Annotated in this window: 19 protein-coding genes and 1 riboswitch; of the genes, 15 read left to right on the forward strand and 4 right to left on the reverse strand. The window is 64.5% G+C overall.

The genetic code is table 11. The features are described from left to right. Positions 1-9: 9 nt before the first annotated feature. Entirely contained in the window at positions 10-504 is a 495-nt protein-coding gene (locus KUV81_RS03845; protein WP_222542521.1) for a hypothetical protein, read from the forward strand. A 49-nt stretch (positions 505-553) separates the two neighbouring features. Here the strand turns inward: KUV81_RS03845 and KUV81_RS03850 are convergent, their stop codons facing one another. Further along, positions 554-739: a hypothetical protein gene (locus KUV81_RS03850; protein ID WP_222542522.1), complete on the reverse strand. Its 186-nt coding sequence runs from the start codon at positions 737-739 to the stop codon at positions 554-556. Between the two features lie 67 nt (positions 740-806). After that, entirely contained in the window at positions 807-2,567 is a 1,761-nt protein-coding gene (locus KUV81_RS03855) for a M61 family metallopeptidase (RefSeq protein WP_222542523.1), read from the reverse strand. A 392-nt stretch (positions 2,568-2,959) separates the two neighbouring features. Between KUV81_RS03855 and hinT the strand changes: the two genes are divergently transcribed. The 13 genes from hinT to KUV81_RS03920 all read left to right on the forward strand — a co-directional run bounded on the left by hinT (position 2,960) and on the right by KUV81_RS03920 (position 11,833). Next, positions 2,960-3,310, forward strand: coding sequence for a purine nucleoside phosphoramidase (hinT, locus tag KUV81_RS03860; RefSeq protein ID WP_222542524.1), 351 nt, complete (start codon positions 2,960-2,962; stop codon positions 3,308-3,310). Next, the gene (locus KUV81_RS03865; protein WP_222542525.1) at positions 3,307-3,804 is read left to right on the forward strand and encodes a PaaI family thioesterase; all 498 of its coding nucleotides are present in this window, start codon (positions 3,307-3,309) and stop codon (positions 3,802-3,804) included. The genes hinT and KUV81_RS03865 overlap by 4 nt, the downstream gene beginning before the upstream one ends. Further along, positions 3,804-4,235: a PaaI family thioesterase gene (locus tag KUV81_RS03870; protein WP_222542526.1), complete on the forward strand. Its 432-nt coding sequence runs from the start codon at positions 3,804-3,806 to the stop codon at positions 4,233-4,235. The genes KUV81_RS03865 and KUV81_RS03870 overlap by 1 nt, the downstream gene beginning before the upstream one ends. Before the next feature lie 9 nt (positions 4,236-4,244). After that, on the forward strand, positions 4,245-4,631 hold the full coding sequence (locus KUV81_RS03875; protein WP_222542527.1) for a YcfL family protein: 387 nt from the start codon (positions 4,245-4,247) through the stop codon (positions 4,629-4,631). A gap of 163 nt (positions 4,632-4,794) precedes the next feature. Beyond that, on the forward strand, positions 4,795-4,953 hold the full coding sequence (locus KUV81_RS03880; RefSeq protein ID WP_222542528.1) for a hypothetical protein: 159 nt from the start codon (positions 4,795-4,797) through the stop codon (positions 4,951-4,953). A 72-nt stretch (positions 4,954-5,025) separates the two neighbouring features. After that, positions 5,026-5,128, forward strand: a riboswitch (TPP riboswitch). 51 nt (positions 5,129-5,179) lie between these two features. Further along, complete coding sequence (locus tag KUV81_RS03885) at positions 5,180-7,312, forward strand: TonB-dependent receptor (protein ID WP_222542529.1); 2,133 nt, start codon at positions 5,180-5,182, stop codon at positions 7,310-7,312. A gap of 10 nt (positions 7,313-7,322) precedes the next feature. After that, positions 7,323-7,583: a hypothetical protein gene (locus KUV81_RS03890; RefSeq protein ID WP_222542530.1), complete on the forward strand. Its 261-nt coding sequence runs from the start codon at positions 7,323-7,325 to the stop codon at positions 7,581-7,583. After that, positions 7,567-8,211, forward strand: coding sequence for a nicotinamide riboside transporter PnuC (pnuC, locus tag KUV81_RS03895; RefSeq protein WP_261389187.1), 645 nt, complete (start codon positions 7,567-7,569; stop codon positions 8,209-8,211). The genes KUV81_RS03890 and pnuC overlap by 17 nt, the downstream gene beginning before the upstream one ends. Further along, on the forward strand, positions 8,180-9,031 hold the full coding sequence (locus KUV81_RS03900; RefSeq protein WP_222542531.1) for a phosphotransferase family protein: 852 nt from the start codon (positions 8,180-8,182) through the stop codon (positions 9,029-9,031). The genes pnuC and KUV81_RS03900 overlap by 32 nt, the downstream gene beginning before the upstream one ends. Positions 9,032-9,069: 38 nt before the next feature. After that, positions 9,070-9,969 (forward strand): DUF6279 family lipoprotein, encoded by a 900-nt coding sequence (locus tag KUV81_RS03905; protein ID WP_222542532.1) that lies wholly within the window; start codon positions 9,070-9,072, stop codon positions 9,967-9,969. Positions 9,970-10,041: 72 nt separating this feature from the next. Continuing rightward, positions 10,042-10,635: a DoxX family protein gene (locus KUV81_RS03910; protein WP_222542533.1), complete on the forward strand. Its 594-nt coding sequence runs from the start codon at positions 10,042-10,044 to the stop codon at positions 10,633-10,635. Between the two features lie 115 nt (positions 10,636-10,750). Beyond that, on the forward strand, positions 10,751-11,224 hold the full coding sequence (locus tag KUV81_RS03915; protein WP_315900038.1) for a methylated-DNA--[protein]-cysteine S-methyltransferase: 474 nt from the start codon (positions 10,751-10,753) through the stop codon (positions 11,222-11,224). 60 nt (positions 11,225-11,284) lie between these two features. Then, positions 11,285-11,833: an NAD(P)H nitroreductase gene (locus KUV81_RS03920; RefSeq protein WP_222542535.1), complete on the forward strand. Its 549-nt coding sequence runs from the start codon at positions 11,285-11,287 to the stop codon at positions 11,831-11,833. A 6-nt stretch (positions 11,834-11,839) separates the two neighbouring features. Here KUV81_RS03920 and KUV81_RS03925 read toward each other — a convergent pair whose 3' ends face one another. Further along, a complete protein-coding gene (locus tag KUV81_RS03925; RefSeq protein WP_222542536.1) occupies positions 11,840-12,934 on the reverse strand; it encodes an SMP-30/gluconolactonase/LRE family protein in 1,095 nt (364 codons plus the stop codon). A gap of 193 nt (positions 12,935-13,127) precedes the next feature. Here KUV81_RS03925 and KUV81_RS03930 point away from each other — a divergent pair, with 193 nt between their 5' ends. Beyond that, positions 13,128-16,058 carry a DUF748 domain-containing protein gene (locus KUV81_RS03930; RefSeq protein WP_222542537.1) on the forward strand — a complete coding sequence of 977 codons (2,931 nt, stop codon included), beginning with the start codon at positions 13,128-13,130 and terminating at the stop codon, positions 16,056-16,058. Between the two features lie 3 nt (positions 16,059-16,061). On the opposite strand, the gene KUV81_RS03935 is transcribed toward KUV81_RS03930, so the two are convergent. Next, positions 16,062-16,877 (reverse strand): universal stress protein, encoded by an 816-nt coding sequence (locus KUV81_RS03935; RefSeq protein ID WP_222542538.1) that lies wholly within the window; start codon positions 16,875-16,877, stop codon positions 16,062-16,064. Positions 16,878-16,897: the final 20 nt, after the last annotated feature.

Genomic DNA, 16,897 nt, shown 5'->3' on the forward strand with positions numbered 1-16,897 from the left:
GCACGCACTATGCGAAGCGTTCTGGTCACCTTGCTGTTCCTGCTGGCACTGCCTGCCAGCGCCGCGCTGGATCCCAATCTGGCGCCCTTCGAACCCTACCTCAACAAGACCTGGCGGGGGGAGTTTTCCGACTCCACGCCGGAGAAGCCCGTGGTGGACATCTCCACCTGGGAGCCCGCCCTGCAGGGCAAGGCGATCCGCATCCGTCACTCCCTGAACCAGGGCGCCTACGAGGGGGAGACCTTCGTGGTCTGGAACAAGGAGCGTGAGCAGCTGGAGTTTTTCTACTTCACCTCCGCCGGCTTCTACACCCGGGGCACCGCCACTTTCGAGGGGCGACGGTTCGTGGCTTACGAGACGGTCACCGGCTCCGACGAGGGGATCACCGAGGTGCGCTCCGAGGTGAGCCTCAACGAGGACGGCACCATGAGCCAGCAGGCCTATTACCTCAAGCAGGGGGAGTGGGTGCCCGGGCACAGCGCGCTGTATCGGGAAGTGAAGTAAACGCAAAAAGACCGGCTAAGGCCGGTCTTTTTCGTCAGTGGTGGTAAGACTACGAGGCGTGCTTTTCGGTGTTTTCCGTCTCGGCGTTGCCGATAAAGCGGGACAGCTCATTGGCAAACACGCTGTGGAGCTCCTCTTCGACGTCTCTTAGGCGCTCACGAAGCTCCGCGATGGACTCGGCACCCTCGAAACGCTCGTGAAGCAGACGTTCCAGCTTCGGTTCGGTTCCAGGCATCAAGGTACCTCCTTTACCCACTATAGGTCGTTGGTGGTGGGGCGGGGCCCCGTATGAGTCCGGTGCGTTAAAGCCAAAGGCCCACTTTTTCGCTGTTTACCGTGCTCAAGGTCACAGTATCCTTCGCCGTCGCCCGGAGTTCAAGGGTACCGGACATCATTTCGTCGCGGCGGAACCAGTGGAGATTCAGTTCGCTACCCTCCGGGTAACGGGCCAGCTGCTGGTCCAGGGAGCCGTCTACCGCCAGTCCGTCCAGGGCCACCAGACGGTCGCCTGCTGCCAGGCCGGCGTGGTGGGCGCTGCCCCCCTCGGCCACGGTTTCGATCCGCACCCCGAAATCCACTGCCTTGTAACGGGCTCCCAGGGCCACCGCCAGCGGCGGCTTGCCCTGACCGCCCTTGTCGGCGTTGCCGTTGGCACCGCGCAGGCGCAGCTCCACGCCCACCTGGGCCAGCAGGGCTTCCAGGGGCAGGTCTTCGGTGCTGTCCAGGTAGGCGAACAGATCGGAGACGTCGCGGCCGAGCAGCTCCGCCACCAGGGCCTGATGACTGTCCTCCTCGGTGCCGATCCCCACTTCGCCGAAGCGTTGCCACAGCATCTGCATCAGGTCATCGATGGAGCGCTTGCCGCCGCTTTCCAGGCGCAGGGTCAAGTCCAGCATCAGGGCAAACATCGCCCCCTTGGTGTAGTAGCTGACGATGGCGTTCTGGGCGTTCTCGTCCTGTTTGTAGAACTTGGTCCAGGCGTTGAAGCTGGAGTCCCGCAGGCTCTGCTTGAAGCGGCCACTGCCCCGGGTGACCCGGGTCATCCCTTCGGCCAGCATCTGCAGGTAGGTGTCGCGGTCGACGCAGCCGGACCGGTACACCAGCAGATCATCGTAGTAGGAGGTGATCCCCTCGTAGGCCCACAGCTGACGGGTGTAGCTCTCCTGGCTCAGATCGTAGGGCAGGAAACCGGCGGGCTTGATCCGTTTGACGTTCCAGTTGTGGAAGTACTCGTGGGAGCACAGGGAGAGGAAGGTGCGGTAGCCGTCGGACATCGCCGGTTCGGTGATGCTGGGCAGATCGCCGCGACCGCACACCAGGGCGGTGGAGGCCCGGTGCTCCAGGCCGCCAAAACCGCTGCCCACCACCTGGGTCATGAACAGGTAGCGGTCGTAGGGGGCTTTGCCGCCAAAGAGGTTGATCTGATACTCGCAGATCTTCTTGAGATCGGCGCAGATCCGGTCGGTGTCCGCCAAATGGCGGCCGGTGAGCACCAGATCATGGGGTACGCCGCCGGCCTCGAAACTGGCCAGGGTGAAGGTGCCCATCTCCACCGGGTGGTCAATCAGCTCGTCGTAGCTGTCCGCCCGGTAGGTGCCGAAGCCGTAGCGCTCGGCGCCGGCTTCAGACATCGCCGTGGCCACGCGCCACTGGGCATACTCTTCGCCCTCGGGGGCCAGCAGGGTCACGGTGACCGGCTTATCCTCCTGACCGACCACCGCCAGGAAGGTGCTGCTGCCGTTGAAAAAACCGTGGGTTTGATCCAGGTGGGCGCCGCGCACCGACAGGTCCCAGGCGTAGACCTGGTAGTGCAGCTCCACCTCGGCGGCGTCCTCCTCCAGCGCCCAGGTCTGCTTGTCCAGCTGCACCAGGGCCACCGGAGCGCCGCCGGGGCGCTGGGCACGCACGCCGATCAGGTGGCGGGCAAAGTCCCGCACCATGTAGCTGCCGGGCAGCCAGGCGGGCAGGGTGAATTGCTGGCCGGCCTGGGCGTTGTCCAGGGTCAGTGACACGGCAAAGAGGTGGGCGAGGGGATCGACGGGTTGGATCTGGTAGTGGATCATCAGGGACTGCTTCCTTCCTGGTGGGGTTCCTGTGGCCGATTGTAGCCAGCCCCCCGGGGCCTTGTCAGCCGATAAGTTGTCCGGTGTGTAACGGCATTTGTGATTGAGATCCATCCACTTTGTGCCCAGCCGGGGTAAGCTCGGCCCTCCAGTGCTGCCGGGATGCCGCCATGTTGACCCTGTTTCGTCCGTTTTTGCTGATGATCGCCCTCTATGGGCTGTTTTGCCTGTTCGGCCTGTGGCGAGGCTGGCGGGAGCAGCAGCGCGCCGCCAAGCTGTAAAGCTGGCCTGACCCTGATGACAAAAGGATGACGGCAAAGAGAATTTTCTCCCATGTGACAGACTCGTATAATAAGAGCTGATTTGTCATTGCCTGACCCAGGGAGCCCTTCATGGCCGAAGAAACCCTCTTTTCCAAGATCGTCCGTCGGGAGATCCCCGCGGAGATCCTCTACCAGGACGATCTGGTGACCGCCTTCAAGGACATCAGTCCCAAGGCCCCCCACCACATTCTCATCATCCCCAACCACCTGATCCCCACCGTCAACGACGTCACCGCTGAGGACGAAGCGGCCCTGGGTCGGATCTTCACCGTGGCCGCCAAACTGGCCCGGGAGCTGGGGATCGCCGAGGACGGCTACCGCCTGATGATGAACTGCAATCGTCACGGTGGGCAGGAGGTGTACCACGTGCACATGCACCTGTTGGGGGGCAAGCCCCTGGGGCCGATGCTCGCCGTATGAAGACACCCGATAACAGCGAATTTTTCCCCCTCACCGGGCTGGCCCGCCGCTTCGTCGACCAGCTCGCCCAGTGTCGCGCCCTGGGGGTCAAGACCCTGGAGGGCAGCGAGCACCATGTGTTGCTGGAGCTGCCCTACCACGAGCAGTTGGTGGGTTACCCGGACACCGGGGTGCTCCATGGCGGGGTGATCACCACCTTGATGGACACCGCTTCCGGGGCCTCGGTGGTTTGTGCCGTGACCCAGAAAACCGGTGAGATCGAGCTCTGTCCCACCCTGGATCTCCGAGTCGACTACATGAAGGCGGCACAGCCGGGCAAGCCGGTGTACGGCTTTGCCGAGTGCTTCAAGCTCACCAGCGCCGTGGCCTTCACCCGGGGGCTGGCCTACCAGGACTCCATGGACGATCCCATCGCCCAGGCGGTGGGGTCCTTCATGCGCATCGGACCGGAGCTGATGACCGACAGCTTCCGCCAGGCGCTGATGGGGGAATGATGGACATCAAACAGCTGCTGCGGGAAGCCACCGCGGAGAACGACTACAGCCGACTGCTGGATCTGGTGCCCTATGCCCGTTTTATTGGCATGGAGTGCGAGCGGTTTGGCGACGAGATGGTGTTCCGTCTGCCGCCCAAAGAGCAGAATCTGGGCAACCCCATGCTGCCGGCGCTGCACGGTGGGGTGATTGCCGGGTTTATGGAGATGTCCGCCATTCTCCAGCTGATGGTGCTGATGCAGACCACCCGGGTGCCGAAAATCGTTGATTTCTCGATCGACTATTTGCGTGCAGGCTACGCCCGAGAGACCTATTGTGAATGTAAGATCACTCGCCAGGGGCGGCGGGTGGCCAATGTCAGCGTCAACTGCTGGCAAACCAATCGCAAGCAACCCATCGCCACGGCGAGGGCGCACTTTTTGATCGACTAGGAGGCAGGGATGAGAGCGTGGATTCTGGTACTGACGATGTTACTGACCGGGTGCAGTTCCATAACGGCGGGGGTGGCGGCCCGCTCGGATCGGCCGGAGCTGCGCATTGACTCCAGCAGCGTGGCCCGGGAGGTCACCATTGAACGGGTGCAGAAACGCTACGTGGGGGATCGCCTCCAGGCCTCCGCGGTGCTGGCCTCCCGGGTCAGCACGGATCGCTATCTGCAGTACAAGTTCACCTTCTACGACATCGACGGGATCCCGCTGGAGCCGGAGACCATGAGCTGGCGTCCCATTAATCTGCACGGTGGGGAGCAACGCCCGGTCACCGCGGTGGCCCCGCTGCCCACCGCCACCGAATTCGAGATCTATGTACGCCGGGCAACGGACGAGTAACGCTCTGTAAAACCTCGTTACAAAGCACCAACAGCAATCGGTTCCGACTGTGATCGGGGCCGATTTTTTTTTCCCGCCACTGCGTACAATGTCGCACATCGAAGCCCTTCATGGATGAGTTCAAGGCGTAGGGCCGCCCCTGTACTTGTCTTTGGAGAACGCTATGACCGACATGATCCTCGAGATCTCCCCCGCCATGTTCAGCACCCCCCTGCTGTCCGGTGTGATTTCCACCTTCCTGACCCTGGGTCTGGGCTACTGGGCCTACCTGGCGTACGACTACAACCGCACTGAGACCGAGCCCAAGCTCTGGAACCAGTAAGCGAATCAGCCCGCCCCCCGGCGGGCTTTTTTGTGCCCTCTGTCCCAAATCCCCTCGCTTTTGCGTATACTCCGCCTCGCCACGGGGTGTGCACCGCACTGAGATCCTGCCCGCCAGGGAACCCGTCGAACCTGATCCGGCTGATACCGGCGTAGGAATGGCGTAGCCCCCTCCCGCCGCTCCGGATCCGCTCTGTTGCACCACCATCACGAGACACGATACGGACATGAGACGCTCACTGCTCTCCCTGGCCATGCTGGCCGCCCTCCCTGCCGCCGCCGAAGAGGCGATGGAAACCCTCACCGTGATCGCCGATTTTCGCGGTCAGTCCCTGGCCGAACTGCCGGCTTCCGCCACCGTCCTCGACGCTCAGCAGCTGCAGGACGAAGGGGGGGAACACTTCGAAGACGCCCTGCACCGCATCCCCAACCTGAACTGGTCCGGCGGCAGCTCCCGTCCCCGCTACTTCCAGATCCGCGGGGTGGGGGAGCAGGAGGAGTACCAGGGGGCGCCCAACAGCTCCGTGGGCTTTATTGTCGATGACATCGACCTGTCCGGCATCGGCATGGCCGCCAGCCTCTACGATCTGCAGCAGGTCGAGGTGCTGCGGGGCCCCCAGGGCACCCGCTACGGCGCCAACGCCCTGGCCGGCCTCATCTACGTCAAAAGCCAGGATCCCACCGAGGTGTTTGAGACCGGCACGGAGATCACCGTCGCCGAGGACAACCAGCTGACGGTGGGGGCCTACGCCTCCGGCGCGGCGGACCAAAGCGGGGAGCTGCTCTACCGGGTGGCGGTGCAGAACCACCAACAGGACGGCTTTCGCCACAACGCCTACCTGGGGGTGGACGATACCAACGCCCGGGATGAAACCACGGTGCGGGCCAAGCTGCGCTGGCTGCCCAGCGACACCTTTCAGGCGGATCTCACCTTCCTCCACGCCAACCTGGACAACGGCTACGACGCCTGGACCCTGGACAACAACGGCTTCACCACCTTGACCGACGAGCCTGGGGTGGACAGTCAGCGCACCAATGGCATGGCACTCAAGCTGGGCTGGGAGATCTCCGAGGCGGTCAACCTCACCGCCATCACCAGCTACGCCAACAGCCACACGCGCCACGCCTACGACGGCGACTGGGCCAATGGCGACTACTGGGCGGGGCTGGAGTGCTCGGTCTACGACGATAACTGGAACGTCATCGGCACCGAGCCCTGCGTCTACGACTACTTCTGGGACAAGCGGGCCAAGCGCGACACCCTGAGCCAGGAGTTTCGCTTCGCCTCCGGCGAGGCCGGGCGGATCTTCTCCGGCACCACCGACTGGCTGATCGGCGTCTACTACAGCAAGCTCAAGGAGCACAACGATCTGGAGAGCTACTACAACGGCTTCCCGGATCAGTTCCTGGTCAGCGACTACAAGGCCGCCAACACAGCGCTCTTCGGTCAGCTGGACAGCACCCTGGGGGCCTGGGAGCTCTCCGCCGGGCTGCGGGTGGAGTACCGTCAGAGCGATTACGCCGACGACACCGGCGAGGCCTTCGAGCCCAAGGAGACCATGTGGGGCGGTCACCTCTCCGCCAGCCGGGCGCTGGGGGGCGGACACCGCGGTTATCTGCGCATCGCCCGAGGCTACAAGGCCGGCGGCTTCAATATGGGGCTGCCGCCGGTACTGGGCGAGCAGACCGAGTTTGATGCCGAAACCCTCTACAACTACGAGCTGGGCCTTAAAAGCCGCCTGTTTGGCGGGGCCGTGAACTCCAACCTGGCGCTGTTCTACATGGACCGTCAGGACCAGCAGGTGGAAGCCTCCCTGCAGGACCCGGACAACCCCCAGCGCTTCTTCCTCTACACCAACAACGCCGGGGCGTCGGAGAACTACGGCCTGGAGTGGGACCTCAGCTGGCAGGCCAGCCGACAGCTGGAGATCTACGGCACCCTGGGGCTGCTCAAGGCCCGCTACAAGACCTACATGCTGCCCCAGGCGGACGGCTCCGAGCTGGACCTGTCCGGTCGGGAGCTGGCCCACGCCCCCAGTTACCAGTTTGCCCTGGGGGGCACCTACCGGGCCGACAATGGCTGGTTCAGCAACCTCAATTTCAACGGCTCCGACGCCTTCTACTACTCTGACAGCCACGATGCCCAGTCCGAGTCCTACGTGCTGGTCAACGCCAAGCTGGGCTACGAGGCCCAGAGCTGGGCGCTGTACCTGTGGGGGCGCAACCTCACCGACGAGCGCTACGGCGTGCGGGGCTTCTATTTTGGCAACGAGCCGAACGAGGATTGGGCGCCGAAGCTGTACGTGCGCTACGGCGATCCGCGTCAATTTGGCCTGACCTTCCGCTACGACTACTTCTAAGGAGCCGACCATGCAACTGGCTGTTGAGATCAGCTGTTATCCCCTCCAGGACGAGTACCTGGCCGCCATCAAGTGGTTTATCGAACGCCTGGACCAGTACCCCGAGGTGCGCCGTCTCACCAACGGCATGAGTACCCAGCTGATGGGCGATTACGACACCGTGATGGCGCTGCTGGCCACCGAGATGAAGGCCGCCCATCAGCAGTGGGGCAAAGGGGTCTTTGTCTGTAAGTTCATCCCCGGCGGGGTCAACCTTGATCACAGTGAGTGAGTGGTGGGCCCAGGCCAATGAGCAGGCCCACGCCCTGACCGGCTGGGAAGCGATGGCGGTGCTGCTGGCCATCGCCTACCTGTTGCTGGCGATGCGCCGCAGCCTCTGGTGCTGGCCGGCGGCGGCCGGCAGCACGGTGATCTACATGGCGCTGTTCTGGCACGTGGCGCTGCTGATGGAGTCGGTGCTCAACTTCTACTACCTGCTGATGGCCGGCTACGGCTTCTGGCAATGGCGCTTCGGCGGCGACCGGGGGGCGGGACTGGCCCTGACCCGCTGGTCCTGGACCACCCACCTGGTCATCATCGCGGGCACCACCGCGGTGGCCCTGGGGCTGGGGTACCTGATGGACACCCGAACTCATGCTGACCTGGCCTACCTGGATGCCCTGACCACCTGTTTTGCCGTGGTCACCACGGTGATGGTGGCCCGCAAGGTGGTGGAGAACTGGCTCTACTGGGTGGTGATCGACCTGGTCTCCATCTACCTCTACTTGGAAAAGGGGCTCTACCTCACCTCGGGGTTGTTCCTCTTCTACGTGGGGATGGCGGCCCTGGCCTACCTGCAGTGGCGCGACCAGCACCGCAAGGAGCAGAGTGACCCCAACTGGGGCCTCGGCTGTGCCTGAGGGCCTGAACGCCGCCTGTGAGCGTCTGGAGGCGCTGGGCTACCGCTGGCAGCGCCGTGAGGCGCTCGACGGTGGGCTGGGCAACCGGCTCTGGCGGCTCGATGGCGAAGGGCAGAGCCTGGTGCTCCGATTGCACAACCAGGCCCTGGCGTTCTGCGTCGACCGGGCGCAGGAGGCGCGGGCCTGGCGGGCGGTGCAGGCCCTGGGGCGGGCGCCGGCGCTGCTGCACTGGGAGACCGCCTTCAGCCTCTCCGCCTGGGGCGGCACGGCCCCGGAGGCGCTGGAGGCAACGCCCCTGCTGGATCTGATGGCGGTCCTGCACGCGTTGCCCGGCCACTGGACCCCGGTGCGCCCCGAGGTACGGATCCAGGCCTACCTGTCGGGTCTTTCACACTCGCAATGCACCCCCTGGCTTGAGCACCTGCCCCCTTGGCGTCAGGCCCTGTCCGGCTCCGCGTTGCCCGAGGGGTTTATCCACGGGGATCTGCATCGGGGCAACCTGCTGGTGGGGGAGGGCGGTCACTACCTGGCGCTGGATTTCGAGTACGCCGGGCAGGCCTCGCCGCTGATGGATCTCGCCCCCATCCTGACCGAGTCCGATCCCGAGTGGGGGCGGGCGCTGTGGCAGGGCTATCTGGCCCGGCGCGGTGTGTCGGCGGATGACGGGGAGTGGGCGGCGATGCGCGGGGCGGCCTGTCTCTACCTGCTAATGAGCGCCGCCTGGGCCGAGCGGATGGAACGGCTTCATGGTGACGTCATTTACTCTCAATGGCTTAAGCACTACCTTGACTCCATAGGGGAATGGAACCGGGACCGATAGGGTCCAACAGAATACCAACCAAAAGGAGGCCATCAGGGATGTCAGGGGTTTTGGGCGCCGAAGCGGCGCCGCCAAAGGGAACACCGCTGGGGCCAGGGGTTCGACGCTGGTCCCTGATGCTGCTGCTGTTGGCGATGCTCGGTGGCTGCTCGCCACGGTTTGTGTACGGTTGGTTGGACTGGATCATCCCCTGGCAGGTGGACGACTACGTCTCCCTCAACTCCGCCCAGGAGGGGGCGCTGGATAAGATGATCGAGCGTCAGCTTCGCTGGCACCGCCGCCATGAACTGCCCCTCTACCTGGACCACCTCAACTCCGTGCGCCGCGACATCGAAGGCCCCCTGACCGAACAGCAGGTGCTGGCCCAGATGAGCCGGGCCTCGGACCATTGGTATCGCCTGTTTGAACACCTGCTGCCGGATCTGGTGCCGCTGATCCAATCCCTCTCCGATGAGCAGGTGGAGGAGATGCTGCTGCAGATCGCCAAGGAGGACCGGGAGCTTCGGGAGAAGTACGCCGACATGACCCTGGAGCAGCGCATCAAGCGGGCCAACAAGTCGATGAACAAGTCGCTGAAGAAGTGGCTCGGCCCCTTGAGCCCCTCGCAAAAGGCGGTGATCGACAACTACAACCGCAACCGTCACAGCACCCTGGAGCTGTGGCTCGCCTATCGGGCCGACTGGTACACCCACTTCTCCGACGCCCTGCGCCACCGTGCCGACACCGAGAAACTGGAGCGGGAGCTGACGCTCTTGCTGGTGACCCCCAATGAACTGCGCGGCGAGCGTTACCTGGAGAAGATCCAGGCCAACCGTCAGCAACTGGCCCGGGGGCTTATCCAGATCCACGCCAGCCTCAGTGGCCGTCAACAGAGCAAGTTGGAGCGCAAGCTTGATGATTTGGCAGAAGATCTTGAGTACCTGATCGGGAAAGATTGAGCCACACTTCTGAAAGCGCGCGGGCCGTGCCCCGGTCCTGCCCCATAACACCGCGTTAGAAGGAAGGCCCCAATGCAAGCTCTCGTCCGTCTCTGGCAACAGTTTTTCTCCGCCACCACGGCCCTGGAAGGCTTGGCCCCCCTGGCCATGCGCCTCTACCTGGCGCCGGTGTTCATCCAGGCCGGCTGGAACAAACTGGGCCACTTCTCCGATACCGTCGCCTGGTTTGGCAACCCCGACTGGGGCCTGGGGCTGCCCCTGCCCGCCCTGATGGCCACCCTGGCCATCGGCGCCGAGCTGGTGGGGGGCGTACTCTTGATTTTGGGCCTGTTTACCCGGCTCATCTGCATCCCGTTGATGGTCACCATGCTGGTGGCGGCCTTTGCGGTGCACTGGGACAACGGCTGGCTGGCCATCGCCGATCCCTCCTCCTGGCTGGCCAACGAGCAGGTGATGGCCTCCGCCGAGAAGCTGGAGCGGGCCAAGGGGATATTGCAGGAGCACGGCAACTACGACTGGCTGACCAGCTCCGGTAACTTTGTCATCCTCAACAACGGCATCGAGTTTTCCATCACCTACTTCGTCATGCTGCTGGCGCTCTATTTCATGGGGGGCGGTCGCTTCACCAGCCTGGATCATTTCCTGGCCCCCAAGGCGACGCAATGATTTCACCGGGGCAGGGTCGAACTTGCCCCAACTCCTTCATTTGGTGCTAAGTTAGTCAGTCCGCACGGAAAAAATTCCACCTTGGACACACGCTGGCATGCATCGGGAGGGTTCAGTGAAATACGATCTGCTCGATACCCCAACAGGCACCATGATTGCGGTCATTGATGAGGTTGGCCTGCGTCACCTGAACTACCAGCAGGGCCCCAAGGCCCTGACCATTGACGCCGAGTGGGAGCACGATCCCGAGGCTCTGGCACCCTACCTGACGCAGTTGCGGGAGTATTTCTCCGGCGAGCGCAAGGCGTTCAGTTTTCCCCTCTCGGTCACCGGGACCGAGTTCCAACAGAAGGTGTGGCGCGCCCTGTGTGCCATCCCCTACGGCAAGATCGTCAGCTACCGGGACATTGCCCGACTGATCGGCCGGCCCAGTGCGGTGCGCGCCGTCGGCGCCGCCAATGGCCGTAACCCGCTGCACGTGGTGATCCCCTGTCACCGGGTGGTGGCCACCAGTGGAGCCCTGACCGGCTACGCCGGCGGTCTCAGCGCCAAGCAGAAGTTACTGTTGCTGGAGCAAAAGCGCCGTTGATTTTGCGCCCGTGATGGGACAGCATGGCGGGGTTTTTTGACGTCATTATGAGGCCCCGCCATGGACGCTGCTGAGCTGCTGCTGAACCGCCACTCCCAACCCCGACTGACCTACCCGGGGCCCGACTCGGCCCAACTGGAGGCGATCCTCCAGGCCGGCCTGCGTGCCCCTGACCACGCGGGTTTGACCCCCTGGGAGTTCGTGGTGGCCGAAGAGGCGGGGCTGGAGCGGCTCGGCGAGATCTACTTTCGCGCGGCCCAGGCCGATGGGGCGGAAGGTGAAGCGCTGGCCCGGGCCCGGTTGCTGCCCACCCGGGCGCCGATGGTGATCACCGTCATCGCCAAGGTCACCGAACACCCCAAGGTGCCCACCATCGAACAGCACCTGAGTGCCGGTTGCGCGCTGATGGCGATGCAGATGATGGCCCTCAACCTGGGCCTGGGCGGCGTCTGGCGCACCGGCACCTACGCCCGCCACCCCCTGGTTCGTGAGGCGCTGGGCGTGGCGGGGGAGGATGAGATTGTCGGTTTCCTCTACCTGGGCACGCCGCAAAAGCCCACTCAGGCGCGCACCGCGCCGGCCATGGACCCCTTTGTCCGTCGCCTGTAACCGCTCTTAGTGGGTGTCGCTGTCGCCATAGGGCCAGGGCAGGTAGGCCAGCGACGGCTCGTGCAGGCTGCTCAGATAGAGCCGCTCCCCCACCCGTTGTGCGCCGGTGATAAAGGCGTAGCCGCCGGCTGGGTCTTGCAGGTTGTACCGGATCTGGCCCTGGTCGTCGAACCCCACCAGGTGGCTGTAGCGGACCGCGTTGGGACGCAAAACCTCCGGCAGGCGCTGCACCACCCGGCGCAGGGCGGGGGCGCCGGCCAGGGCGTCCAGCACGGCGTTGCGCGGCGCCACCAGCCCCACCCAGTAGCTGCCGTGAGGCCCGCGACTCAGGTTGTCGGGAAAGCCCGGCAGGTTTTCCACCAGAAGCTCCGGTTGCCCCCGGCTCTCGCCTGTCAGGGGGTAGCGCCAGATGCGGTAGTGGCCGGTCTCCGCCACCAGCACCGATTGGCCGTCGTGACTCACCGCCACCCCGTTGGCGAAGCTCAACCCCGTCATCAACTCCGAAGCCTCTCCAGAGGCCGGGTCAAATCGGATCAGCCGGCCGCTGGGCCGGTGCTCCATCAGATCCAGTAAACTGGCCTCAAAGGTGCCGTACTCCTTCGCACTGAACCGGGTGGAGGCGTCGGAGAGGTAGACCACCCCATCTGGCGCGATGTCGAGGTCATCGGCGTAGCGCAGCGGGAGGCCCGCGACCCGGTCCAGCACCACGGTGGCTGTGCCACCCGGGGGCAGGGCCATCAAGCCTCGGTGGGCATCGGCGATGTAGAGAGTGCCATCGGGAGCAAACTCGATGCCCAGGGGGCGCCCCTGGGTGTTGGCTATCGTCTGCCAATGTCCCTGTTCATCCAGCCGAAGGATGCTGCCATCGAGCAGCGACAGGTAGAGTGCGCCATCGGGCCCCAGGGCCAGATCCTCCGGCCCTTCACTTTGGGGCAGGGGCAGAGCCACCGATTTGGCCAATGCCCGGTTGGGGGAGAAGGCGCCGATGTAGCCGTTGTCCTTGGGCGGCGACCAGGGCAGGGGCTCGATGGGCACCGGCCAGAGGGCCAGGTAAGCGACGACCAGCAGCAGGGCCAGCCACAGGGTGATCCGCACCGACATGCGATCTTCCTTTCTTAAAATTGTTAATATTTATCCGTAACATAGATTAAAATCCCTTGCATCATCAGGGCATGAGTTGGAACCAAACCGGCCGTGCCCATGGCCCCTGATGACGGGCGAAAATCGTCGGTGGGGGCGGAACGCTACAGGCTCAGCCTGGGCGCTACACTCATAAGGGAGCTTCGGAGGCGAGGTGGCTGTGGATTGGGCAAAGTGGTGGCAGCGACGCTGGGTGCGCTATGGCAGTTATGGCCTGTTGGCGTTTGCACTTTACCTGCTGGTGCTGGGGGTGGCGGTCCCTCGGCTGGTACAAAGCCAGGCCCCCAAGTGGGTGGCCGAGAACCTGGCGGGCACCCTGGAAATTGGCGAGGTCCGTCTTCATCCCCTGACTTGGGATCTGCAGATTGATGCGTTGAGCCTCAAGGGCGAGGACGGGGCTGAGCTGGCCGGATTTGACGCCCTGGACGCCAACCTGGAACCGATGCGCTCCCTGTTTGGCCGGCGCTGGCAGCTCAACTGGCTCTACCTGGAGCACCCCCGGGCTCACCTGGTGGAGTTGGCCACCGACGAGACCAACTGGTCCCGTCTGCTGGCGCCCTTGGCCCAGGACCCTGAGCCGGCCCCCGAGGAGGCCCCGGCCCGCCCGCTGCCCGCATTCGCGGTGGACGATCTGGCCCTCAGCGGCGGACGCATCCATTACCAGCGCGACGCCAGTCACGGCACCGAGCTGTCGGACATCAGCCTCAAGGCCCAGGACTTTCACCTCTCACGCGGGGAGAATCAGGTCCACTTGACGGTCACCGGTCCCGGTGGCGGCCGTGGCGAGCTGGATCTGGCGGCCAACTTCGCGCCCCTGGACCTGGCCCTGGAGCTGGAGGTCACCAACGCCGACCTGACCCGCTACTGGCCCTACTTTGCCAACGATTTTCACTTCACGCTGCCCCAGGCCCGACTGGATCTCTCGGTGGCGGGCCGCATCTCCCTGGACGAGGATCTGCAGATCACCGTCCACGATGGCGCCGCCACCATGAAGGAGCTGGCGCTGGCCCACGAGCAGGAAACCTTCCTGACCCTGGGTCAACTGGCCCTGACCGGGGTGGATCTGGACTTTGCCCAGCGCCAGGTCACCCTGGATGATCTGACCCTCTCCGCCCTGGAACTGGCGATGAACCGGGACGAGGCCGGGGTGGATCTGGCGCAGATCCTCGCCCCCAAGACCACCGCTGAGGGCCCCGCCCCGACGCAGGAGCCGGACTCGGCCCCCTGGTCGGTGCGACTGGCCAGCCTGTCACTGGAGGAGAGCCGGGTGAGCCTGGCGGATCAGACCCTGGCCGAGCCGGCCACCTGGTCCCTGGCGCTGGTGCCTCTGGTGGTGGGCCCCCTGGGCACCGATTTTGACGAGCCCATCGTCGTCGACCTGGATGGCATGCTGAACGACACCACCACGGTCAATGTCGACGGTCAGTGGCTGCTGGCCCAGCAGGAGGGCGCCTTTGAGCTGAATCTGGAGGCCTTTGATCTTCTGGCCACCAAGCCCTACTGGCAGCCCTATCTGGACCTTCTGATGCTGAGCGGTCGTCTCTCCACCAGCGGCGAGCTCAACCTGGCCCTGGGGGAGCCGATGCAGCTGACCTATGGCGGTCGACTCGGAGTGGCCGAGCTGGTCACCCAGGACACCGTGGCGCAGCGGGACTTCGTCAAGTGGGGCCAGCTGGACGTGAACCGGCTGGATTTTGACCTGGCGGGACGCCGCCTGGCCATCGACAACCTGGCCTTTCACGAGCCCTACGCACGGGTGATCATCGAAGAGGATGGCGGCACCAACTTCGCCCAACTGATCCCCAGCGCGCCCGAATCCCCCCAGGGCGTGCCCGCAGAGCCGACGCCCGAGTCGACACCCTCGGACAGCCCTGCTTCGGAGGTGGAGGTATCGGACAGCGAGGCCCCACCCTTTGAGGTGGAGATCAAGCGGGTGCTGTTCACCGAAGGCGCGGCGTTTTTCGCCGACAACACCCTGACGCCCCGGTTTGCCACCGGCATCGAGGCGATGACCGGGGAGATCAGCGGCCTGAGCTCCCAGACCGACAGCCGCGCCCGGGTGGACATCGCCGGCCAGGTGGACCGCTACGCGCCGGTCTCCCTGACCGGGGAGATACAGCCCCTCTCCGAAGAGCACTATCTTGATTTGGCCCTGACCTTCGATAACGTCGAACTGACGTCGCTGAACCCCTATTCGGGCACCTACGCGGGTTACTTCATCGACCAGGGGCAGTTGGATCTGGCGCTCAACTACGCCCTGGATGGCAACCAGCTGAAGGGCAGCAACCAGGTGGTGATAAGCCAGCTCAAACTGGGTCAGCGCAGCGACTCGAAAAAAGCCACCACCTTGCCGGTGGCCCTGGCGGTGGCCCTGCTGGAGGACAGCAACGGGGTGATCGATCTGGGTCTGGAGGTTTCAGGCAACCTGGATGACCCCGAATTTGCCATCGGCCCGCTCATCTTCAAGGCCTTGGGGAACGCCATCACCAAGATCGTCACCGCACCCTTTGCCCTGCTGGGCAACCTGCTTGGCGGTGAAGAGCCGCCGGACTCGGTGGCCTTTAAAGCCGGACAGAGCGAGGTGGATGGGGCCCACCGGCAACAGCTGGAGCGTCTGGTGGAGGGGCTGAATCAGCGACCGGCCCTGGTGATCTCGGTGCAGGGCGCGGTGGATCCGCAGGAGGATGGCCGGGCCTTGGCCAAGGAACGCCTCGACGCGCGCCTGCTGCCCCCGGGCAGTGGCCTGACCGAGCCGCCGCCGGAGGTGTTGGCCGCAGCCTACGATGCCCGTCAGGGCGCCGGGCAGGCCCAGCAGGAGCGCCAGGACCTGGCTGCTCGGCTACCGGACCTGGCCCCGGAGGAGTTGGAGCGCCGTTGGCAGAAGGGGCTGTATGAACAGCTGCTGGACGCCGAGCCGGTGGATGAGCTGGCGCTGAAAACCCTGGCGTTGGCGCGGGGTGAGGCGGTCAAGAGCACCCTGGTGGACGCCGGGTTGGACCCCAACCGGGTGTTCCTGAGGGAAAGCCGCATCAACCTCGACACCAGTGGTGCCAAGGTGGTGATGGAGCTCGATGCCTCCGGCTGAAGCTCAGTCCGCCGGCACCACCATCATGTGGCAGCGCAGATCCCCCAGCAGCTGCTCGGCGTTGCTGCGCCAAAGCTGGCTTATCATCCCGGTGCGCTTGAAGTAGCCCATCACCAGGGTGTCCACCTTGAGCTTGCAGGTTTTGTCCCGGATCACCTGACCGGTGAGCCCGGGCTTGATGTGGATATGCTCCGCCGGGATCCCCTCCGCTTCCAGCCAGGCCCGCGCTTCGGTGCAGTTGGCCATGGCCGTCTGGGCCACCTCGTGGGGGCTGATCATGTCCAGCTCATGGAGGAACCGGGAGAGGTGGGGGGCGTAGATCACGTGCAGCTCGGCGTTGCGGCTCTCGGCCAGGCCCTTGGCGTGAGCCAGCACCTTGGTATTGAGCTTTTGCACCCGGGCCGTCTTATGGTCCAGGTCCATCGCCACCAGAATGCGGGACTGGTGAGCCTGGGGCTCGGGATTGAGCAGCAGCACCGGGGAGTGGGCCACCCTTAAGACGTACCAGTCGGTGGTGTGGCTCTGTTTGCGATGGTGCATCAGTTTGATGATGAGGTCGAAGGGCGCCAGTTTCTGCATGGCGTCGATGACGTCGCTGAGTTTGTCCCAGTTGTCCCCCTGGACCTTGACGTTGGGGACCCCGGCGCCTTTGAGCTCGTCGGCCATCTGATTCAGCGCCCCAAGGTCGTGGCTGCGCTGGTTGTGGTAGAGCACCGTCAGGTTCGCTTGCCAGAGTTTTGCGAGGTTGGCTGCCGTGCCAATGGGATCCCCTGGGCTCTCTGGGGGCGGTGTGACCGCGAGGATCTCTTTAATCTCCATCAATTTCCCCTCAATTATCT

It is taken from the genome of Ferrimonas balearica (assembly GCF_019802085.1).
GTDB lineage: Bacteria > Pseudomonadota > Gammaproteobacteria > Enterobacterales > Shewanellaceae > Ferrimonas > Ferrimonas balearica_B.